7 protein-coding genes are annotated in these 7,830 nt (G+C 49.0%); 1 reads left to right on the forward strand and 6 read right to left on the reverse strand.

The genetic code is table 11. The features are described 5' to 3' along the window. Window positions 1–679: 679 nt before the first annotated feature. From LBJ36_06690 to LBJ36_06700, 3 genes are all read right to left on the reverse strand, one after another. Complete coding sequence (locus tag LBJ36_06690) at window positions 680–823, reverse strand: MerR family transcriptional regulator (GenBank protein MDR1378726.1); 144 nt, start codon at window positions 821–823, stop codon at window positions 680–682. A 58-nt stretch (window positions 824–881) separates the two neighbouring features. After that, window positions 882–2,186 carry an iron-containing alcohol dehydrogenase gene (locus LBJ36_06695; protein ID MDR1378727.1) on the reverse strand — a complete coding sequence of 435 codons (1,305 nt, stop codon included), beginning with the start codon at window positions 2,184–2,186 and terminating at the stop codon, window positions 882–884. A gap of 103 nt (window positions 2,187–2,289) precedes the next feature. Beyond that, window positions 2,290–3,126, reverse strand: coding sequence for an IclR family transcriptional regulator (locus LBJ36_06700; protein MDR1378728.1), 837 nt, complete (start codon window positions 3,124–3,126; stop codon window positions 2,290–2,292). Window positions 3,127–3,307: 181 nt separating this feature from the next. On the opposite strand from LBJ36_06700, the gene LBJ36_06705 reads away from it, so the two are divergent. Next, entirely contained in the window at window positions 3,308–4,972 is a 1,665-nt protein-coding gene (locus LBJ36_06705; protein ID MDR1378729.1) for a hypothetical protein, read from the forward strand. A gap of 493 nt (window positions 4,973–5,465) precedes the next feature. On the opposite strand, the gene LBJ36_06710 is transcribed toward LBJ36_06705, so the two are convergent. From LBJ36_06710 to LBJ36_06720, 3 genes are all read right to left on the reverse strand, one after another. Continuing rightward, complete coding sequence (locus LBJ36_06710) at window positions 5,466–6,071, reverse strand: hypothetical protein (GenBank protein MDR1378730.1); 606 nt, start codon at window positions 6,069–6,071, stop codon at window positions 5,466–5,468. Window positions 6,072–6,264: 193 nt separating this feature from the next. Further along, complete coding sequence (locus tag LBJ36_06715; protein ID MDR1378731.1) at window positions 6,265–6,648, reverse strand: flagellar protein FlaG; 384 nt, start codon at window positions 6,646–6,648, stop codon at window positions 6,265–6,267. A gap of 79 nt (window positions 6,649–6,727) precedes the next feature. Continuing rightward, the coding region (locus LBJ36_06720) for a flagellin (GenBank protein MDR1378732.1) at window positions 6,728–7,830 on the reverse strand (1,103 nt) is incomplete at its 5' end.

A 7,830-nucleotide genomic window follows, 5' to 3' on the forward strand; every position in this document is an offset into this window, starting at 1 on the left:
GCTTCTGGCTTCTGGCTTCTGGCTTCTGGCTTCTGGCTTCTGGCTTCTGGCTTCTGGCTTCTGGCTTCTGGCTTATTATACGAGATATTAGATAAAAAAACATCCGCAAAAAACATGACGTTTAACCTACCCTTACTCCATAATTTTACTGATTCAGATGATAACATTTTCCTGCTCTTTAGTCTAGTACCTCGACTTTGGCACAGGGCAAACAGCATTTACTTTCAAGCTTCGATTTGTAGCCGCGCGCAGAAATATAGAACACCCTTTATCCGCGCGTCAGGAACCTCTTTTAGCTCACAAAAATGATCTTTAATAAAGTGCTCAAACCACTTGAAACCGAAATGTACCAGCCTATCCTTGTGAGCGATAATCAGCAGGCGGATTTGCTGTTTTGCTACGCCTTCTATCAGTTGAAGAAATTTTAGGCGCTTAAAATTTAGACCACCATCAACTTCGCAAATAAACTCGGCATCTCGTAGCCTCAATTCGCTGCAAGATTGCTCAATAAGCGCGAAAGAAGGTTGAATTATTCAATAATTATTCAATAATTGTTCAGTAATTGTTCAATAATTGTTTGCTGGTTTCTTAAGTCGGGTTTCTGAGCTTGGTTAGAAACCCGACAATACGCAACAACTCTGACACGAGAATCCTCAGACTTCAAGCACAGAAAATCTTTTTATTGGTTCTTGGTATAAATCCTCCGATTTGTTTTACTTCGTGAAGTGGGTTTTAATTTATCCTCCCTGTCCCACTGCTGTAAAGTTTTTACTTTGACGCCAAGAAATTCTGCCGCTTGCCTCGAACTATAGACCTTATCAATAACATGATATTACATCTTATATCCTAATTAGAAACTAGAAGTGATCTCCTAAAGCACATTATACGGCAACGGGGGCAGGAAGTGTTTTTACTTTTGAAAAATCACCCCTTACAGCTCCTTCAAGCACAGATCCCATGTATTCATCCACTTGATCAATCGACATGGGAACGGGCATATTTTGAAGTTTCATCTTGAGTTGAGGATCTTTGGCAGCCGTAAGAGCGCGTGTTATATGCTCCGGAGTAAATTTGGGAAATTCTCCAAGTGTCGTTTCCGCGTCGATGGAGCGAGCAAAGGCCATCATTCCCTTCGCGACGGCAATGGCCAAATCGCGCTCCCCCAAAGCCGCGTAATTGGATTGCGTATACCCCGCGGCGGCATAGGCGGATCCTATAACCTTCAAATGTTTTTCGATGGACTTCGCGAAAAGAACGGCATAGTAAGGATTCATTATGCCGCAGGCCCGACCATGTGAGGTGACGTCCACCAAGGAGAAGCTGGTGAGGTGCGCCCCATTGGTGCCGCCGATCATGATGGCATATCCTCCGAGGTCAGTAGCGAGCCCCAGCGCCTCACGAGCCTCTAGGTCGTTCGGGTCATTTACGGCGCGTTTTGTGTAGTTCAACACAAGGCACAGCACTGTCTCGGTAATGTCTTTGCAAAGTTCGTACTGGTCGGCGGTAGCGCCATAAAAGACCTCGATAGCGTGAGCCACAGCGTCTAACGCGCCATCGACAGTAAGGGACGTAGGCATACTCGTCGTCACGGCATAATCAAAAATGGAGTGGAACGGGATGATGGCGTCATCCACAACCAACTTCTTTTGTCCCGCGACAGGGTCCGTGATGTTCGAATACTTTGTGAGGTGCGCTCCACTACTGGCGGAGGTCTCCACCGCGATGTGGGGGATTTGCTTCTTGCCCGTGCGTTTTAGAGCTTCGGAAACAACTCCCGTACCAAACCAGTTGTCGATCTCAGGAGATTCCGTGCCCAACGCGGAGAGAAAGGTCGCCGCCTTCACGGCGTCGATGCCGCTGCCTCCACCAATAGAGACCACACAATCAGGTTGGAAGTGCAGCAAGTAGGATTCCAAACGATAAACGTCCTCACGAGGCGCGTTAGGCTTGGCTCCCTCTACGCAACGATCAGGTACTGGTTCGAGGCCGTTGCTTTTTAACGAGTCGATAACTTTGTCCACAATAAGTTTTGACGTCTTCGTATCTCCGATGATGGTTACCTTTTTACCTTGCTTTCGAGCGATTTCCCCGACTTGATCCAAAACCCCAAGACCGAAAGTGTAGCTATCACCCTTAAATTTTTTCAGAAGTTCCGCCGCGTGTTCCTTTACCTTAGAATCCCACATTTTCAAAATCCTCCCAACTTGAAATTAATGTCAAACAGAAACGTTTGGAAAACTTTCTTGGAAAATTTTCTTGGAAAACTTTCATTGTAGTTTAGCCTGTAGTTTAGCCTTTAATCTCCGAAATATCGGAAAGGCCGAAAGGTTCTTCCCCTTCTCGCCGCCAGCCCATTTGAAACGATATTTGTTCCGCCGCGCTCAAGAGATGCGGCAGGTGAAGAAAGATATGCCTGTCCGTCATTCTCACAACGGGGCCGCTGACGCTGAGGCCCGCTTTGATTTTCCCCGTATAATCGCGCAGAGGAACCGCTATGCAACGCGCACCATCCTCGCATTCCTCATTGTCGAAAGCGTATCCGGCCTTTTTTATATTGTTTAATTCCGCTTTCAAGGCGTTCGGATCGATAATCGTGTGCTGTGTATACCCCGTCAGTCCTTTGATGGCGATCAACCGCTCCAGCGCCATTGGGGAATAATCGGTCAAGAAGAGCTTTCCCACGCCAGTACAATGCAACGGCGCCACGTTTCCGATTCTTTGCGTACTCATCAGCATTTTGTTCGGGCCTTTTTCTACTTCTATATAGATAACCGTCATATCGCGTTCTATCGCGAGGTTGCACGATTCGGAGAATGTTTGGGAAACGTTGCGGAGGAAAGGCCGAGTGAGGCTGCGCAGATCAAAGAACGCGCTGACGTTCTGCGCCAGCGAGCATAATTTGAAGGTGAGACGATATCGGCCCGTTTCAGTGTCTTGGTCGACGTACTGACGTTTCTGCAGGGCTTTTAAAAAACGCAACGCTGTACTCGCGTTCATCTCACACAAGCGAGCAATATCTTGTAAGCGCAACGGCTCTGATTGTGTCGTCATTGTCTCCAATAGCGACAGCAACTTATCTGACGACTGATTGACACGGGTAGGCATGGCGTTTTGCAAATCTTCCAAATCACGATCTCCATTTCATTAAATTTTTTAGTAAGTATAGCATATATTTTATCTATTGAAACAAAATAAATTTCTTTTTAGGAAATATCATAATTATCTTGCATCTGAAAGGTAAAAAGAGTATTCTTAAATGGATATCTTGGAAATATAAATTTTATTAATTGAAATGTGGTGATGTTTTATGAAGGTAGCGGAAATTATTGTTAAAATATGGGAAAAGGAAGGCATCGATACGGTTTATGGCATTCCAGGAGCGGGTATCAACGGTGTTTATAAGTACTTGGAGCAGTCCAAGATAAGGCATTTCTGCCATCGCCACGAGGAGGCCTGTGTTCACGCGGCGGGTGGACATTTCCGCGCCAGCGGAAAGCTAGCGGTTGCTATGTGTACTTCCGGGCCAGGGGCCACTAATTTCGTTACCGGTATTTACACTTGCAATATCGACAGCATTCCCGTTATCGCCGTGACAGGGCAGGCCGTTACGGCTCAGTTGGGCAAGGACGCGTTTCAGTGTGTTGATATCGCGAAAATATGTGAGCCTGTGGCAAAAAAAACCTACTGTGTCACCGATCCTCAAAAAGTTCTAGAGGTTTTTGCGGATGCTTTTAGGGTCGCGCGGGAAGGTAAGCCCGGTCCTGTGGTTATCGACCTACCATTAGACGTGCAAAACGCCGACATTGACTTCGATACTGTCGCATACACTCCCCAGACTTTCAACAACCCCGCTCCAAACGCTGAGGCCGTCGCTGAGGCCATCGATATGATCGCTGAAGCAAAAAATCCATTGCTCCTCATTGGCGGCGGCGTGCTGCTCGCCGGAGCGGAGAAAGAGTGCTTGACATTAGCGGAAACACTGAACATGCCGGTCATTACGACCTATATGGCTAAGGGCGCCATACCCATCAGGCATCCTCTGAACGCCGGGCATTGTGGTATTCAGGTGGGGCAACCGATCGGCAATAGGGTTTTTCTCGACTCCGACCTCGTGCTGGGTATTGGTTGCCGTTTTACGGACCGCCACACGGGAGCGATTGAAGTATACCGCGGTAAACGAAAGTTTATCCATATCAACGTCGAACAGAGCGAGATCGGGAAAATCTTCCAGCCAGATTTAGGTATCGTGGCGGACTCAAAAAAGGCTGTTGAGGCGCTTTTGATCGAAGCGCGAAAGAAGGGTAAAAAGAGTTCTCACGTGGATGTCGCGAAGCTGCCGGAGATGAGAAAAGAATTAGCTCGTAAAGTCGATTACGATGCCAAACCCATCAATCCTCATCGAGTTTTCGCGGAGTTAAATAAATTTTTCAACAGCGAAACCTTGTTCACAACGGGATGCGGTATTACACAAATCTGGTCGGGACAATTGCAGGATATCGATAAGCCGCGTCACTATCTGCCATCCGGCGGCGCGGGATGTCTGGGTTACGATATTCCGGCGGCGTTCGGGGCGTCGGTAGCGACGGGCAAGCGGAGCGTGGCGGTAATGGGAGATTTTGGCTTTACGTTCCATGTTCAAGAGCTCGCGGTTTGCGCGGCAAACAAAGTGCCTGTGATCGTGGTTATTGTAAACAATGCCTATTTAGGGCTGATACGTCAGAACCAGAAATATGCCTATGGGTATGAATGCGACGTGGCAATGTCGGAAAACCAAGGGATGATTGACTATGTGAAGGTGGCGGAAGGTTTTGCTTGCTATGGTGAGCGCGTATTTGACGCGGACAAGATATCGGAGGCGCTCGAACGGGCGGTAAAAAGCGGCAAGCCTGCCGTTATCGACATTGTCTGCGACCCGAAAATCGATTGCTCGATGGGAACGACCCTCGACAACGTGAAGGAATTTGTATATTGACTAATAGCCTGTAAAGTTTAAAACAGTAATAAAATACAGTCCTAAATAGTAAAGTATGAATCAGTGCAGTTTTGAACCGGGAATAGAAAGTTGGAGAATGACGAACTCGAATAGGGAGAGCGCGATGTCGTCCGCTCTCCCTACAAATCTCTCCATAAATCTCCCCACAAATTCAAATCCAGACGCGCTCTTTTCATAGCCTTTTCATAGCCTCGTTCATGTCATCTTGATGTCATTTTGACTCTCTGGGGTTAGGCCAATGAACTAGATGAGATGAGAAGACGAATCTTGTTTCAGAAGTTATTGACACCCATAAGGAAAAGAAACAGGTTCCTTTTCCTTTAGTTCTGGCTTTGACTCTGGCTTTGGCTCTGGCTTTAGCTTTAGCTTTAGCTTTGGAGGATTTTCTCTCTTCATTCGGTCGATCTCTTCCAGGTTTTTGATGGGATTCACAATGAATTCACAATGAATTCACAATAAATTTATAATGGATTTACAATGAGCGTAGGGAGGTCTTCTTTCTCGCCAAATTTCTCGCCAGACCTAAACCACCACGCGTCTCTTGTGGGGTTCTTTTTTCATCGCCATTTTCCAGTTGCATTTCCATTTCCTCTTGTTGCCGCTCCATCTCTATTTCTTTTTCTTTTTTTCGCTTATCGCGGCATTCTTGCTCTTCCGTCATACGAGCAAGGACATCCGCGTCGTACTGGCTTGACGTCTCCTTTAACGTGATCATGGCGTATGCTACTCGCTCTAAGTGCTCTTGCAGGTCCTCCTCCGTGGCAGTGCCTTTTTCGCTAGTCGCTAGCCACGCGTCCCATTCTTCCAGAATCTGATACACGCTTTCCAGCAGCGGCTTCAGACTCTCACGGTCCTTATACAGTCGCTGACTTGCCGACGCCAGCCTCCCGACGCAGGGTAACATCTGTTGAACGGTCTCTACATAGGTGGTCAGGGCGTCCTCACCCGGCAAATGTTTCATATTGTTGATGATATACCGTAACCCTCTCTTTCCTCCTTGGCTAGGATCCTCTTCCTGCTGTTGTTCCAGTCGCTGTAAGACCAAGCCCAAGGGCATTTTATTCAATGATCTTCCCATCGATTTCCCTCCAACCATCGATTTCCCTCCAAACTCCCTGAACGCGAACGTTTACAAAAGATCGAGCCTCTCCATTTTGCCTCTCCATTGAGCCCCTCCATCGAGCCTCTCCAAGGAAGGTTAGAAACGCACAGCCGCGCGTCTCTAACCTCTTACTCATTACTAAACCTTTTACTAATTACTAAACCTTTCCCTATGCCCACACGTCCACCCGGTCATCGAGCTTTTCCTTCATGGCCTGGATGAGCTTGATTATCTCGTCCGCCGGGACCTTGCGCACCACCCGACCATCACGAGCGTCAATCACCTGAAGCTGAACTACGCCCGCCTCTTTCAGAACCTCATACTTCAGCTCCCGATCAAAGACGGACAACAATTCCGCCGCCCGCTCCGTCAAATCCGCCACCGTTTCCCGGTTCAAAACTGCCTCGCTCTCGGATTCGGTAGCTTTCATCATGTCCAAGGGCAAAGGTGCCTCGGCCTTGTTCGGCGCGGTCACAGTCTTAAATCCTGGCGGGACTTCGCTGCGGGGCTTCTCGAAAGGCGTCGTTTCCCGCGATAACAGTTTGACTTCCATGACTTTACCTTTTAATCGAGGACCGGGGAGCGGAATTTAAGCAATCCCCCCGGCGCCTCTACTGATTCCGATGAAAAGCCTAACGCAACAGGCTCAGAACGTTCTGCGGCAGGGAGTTGGACTGAGCCAGCATACTGGTACCGGCCTGGAGCATGATTTGAAGTTTGGTGAAGTTCATCATTTCTTTTGCCATGTCGGTGTCCCTAATCCGGCTTTCGGCCGCCGTCAGGTTCTCACCCGCCACCGTCAGGTTGGTGATAGTGTGCTCCAGACGGTTCTGGTACGCGCCCAGCTTCGCCCTCTGAGTCGAGACTTTGTCGATAGCGCTGTCGATGATGGTGATGGAGCGGGCCGCCGATGTACGGTCGGTCACGAGAACGGTGTTCAAGCCCAAAGCGTCGGAACGCATGTCGCCGATGTTGATGCCCATATCCTCGCCCTCGTTGGCGCCGATCTGGAACACCGTCGTGTTGTCCGCGAGGTGAAGGAAAGTGGTCGAAGTCGTGGGATCGGAAAACGTGAAGGTCCCTTTTGCGTCATCCCACGAGGCCTCCCCAAAACCGGAATTTAAGGCAAATTCCACGTCCACGTTAGCGTTGAGTTTGCCGATCAGGCGATTACCCGTAATACGCTCATTCTCTAAGACAGTTGCGCCGGAGTGCGCGTCAGTGATCGTGACAGTATAATCGGTTTCCTTAGATTGTTGGATGACGTTTAGAGAGAACGCATTGATGAGTTCCTCGTCGCCGGCGAAACTGATCTTGCCGGACGCGCCTGGCAGAGCGGAACGGATAACAATGGTGCCTGGAGTGCTTTCAAGACTGCCACCTCCTATGGCCGCGCCCGTATAGTTCACAAACTTGGAGGTCAGCCCTCCAACGTACTCTCCCTGCCCCAGCCCCTTGACAATCGCCTCGTTGAGTTTGTCCGCCACGTCATTCAACGTATCGTTGGCGTAAAGCGTGATCGTTGTCGATCTGCCGTCGCCCTGTGTCAACGTGATCGTCTGTGGGTCGACGAGCATGAAGCGGCCTTGCGCGTCCCAGAATTTTTCGAGGTCATAGAGCTTGTCGGTTCCGGACGCGACACTCCCCACCTTGGCGGTCGAGAACACGGCCAAGTCCTCATCCACAGTGGTATACGTATCCTTGTTGGCAAGCGCTAATGCCTCACCAGCACCAC

It is taken from the genome of Synergistaceae bacterium (genome assembly GCA_031267575.1).
In the GTDB taxonomy this organism is placed as follows: domain Bacteria; phylum Synergistota; class Synergistia; order Synergistales; family Aminobacteriaceae; genus JAIRYN01.

Coding starts and splice junctions, on each gene's coding strand:
- LBJ36_06705 (MDR1378729.1), top strand. CDS start 3,308: ATGAAGGTAGCGGAAATTATTGTTAAAATATGGGAAAAGGAAGGCATC.
- LBJ36_06710 (MDR1378730.1), bottom strand. CDS start 6,071: ATGGGAAGATCATTGAATAAAATGCCCTTGGGCTTGGTCTTACAGCGA.
- LBJ36_06695 (MDR1378727.1), bottom strand. CDS start 2,186: ATGTGGGATTCTAAGGTAAAGGAACACGCGGCGGAACTTCTGAAAAAA.
- LBJ36_06715 (MDR1378731.1), bottom strand. CDS start 6,648: ATGGAAGTCAAACTGTTATCGCGGGAAACGACGCCTTTCGAGAAGCCC.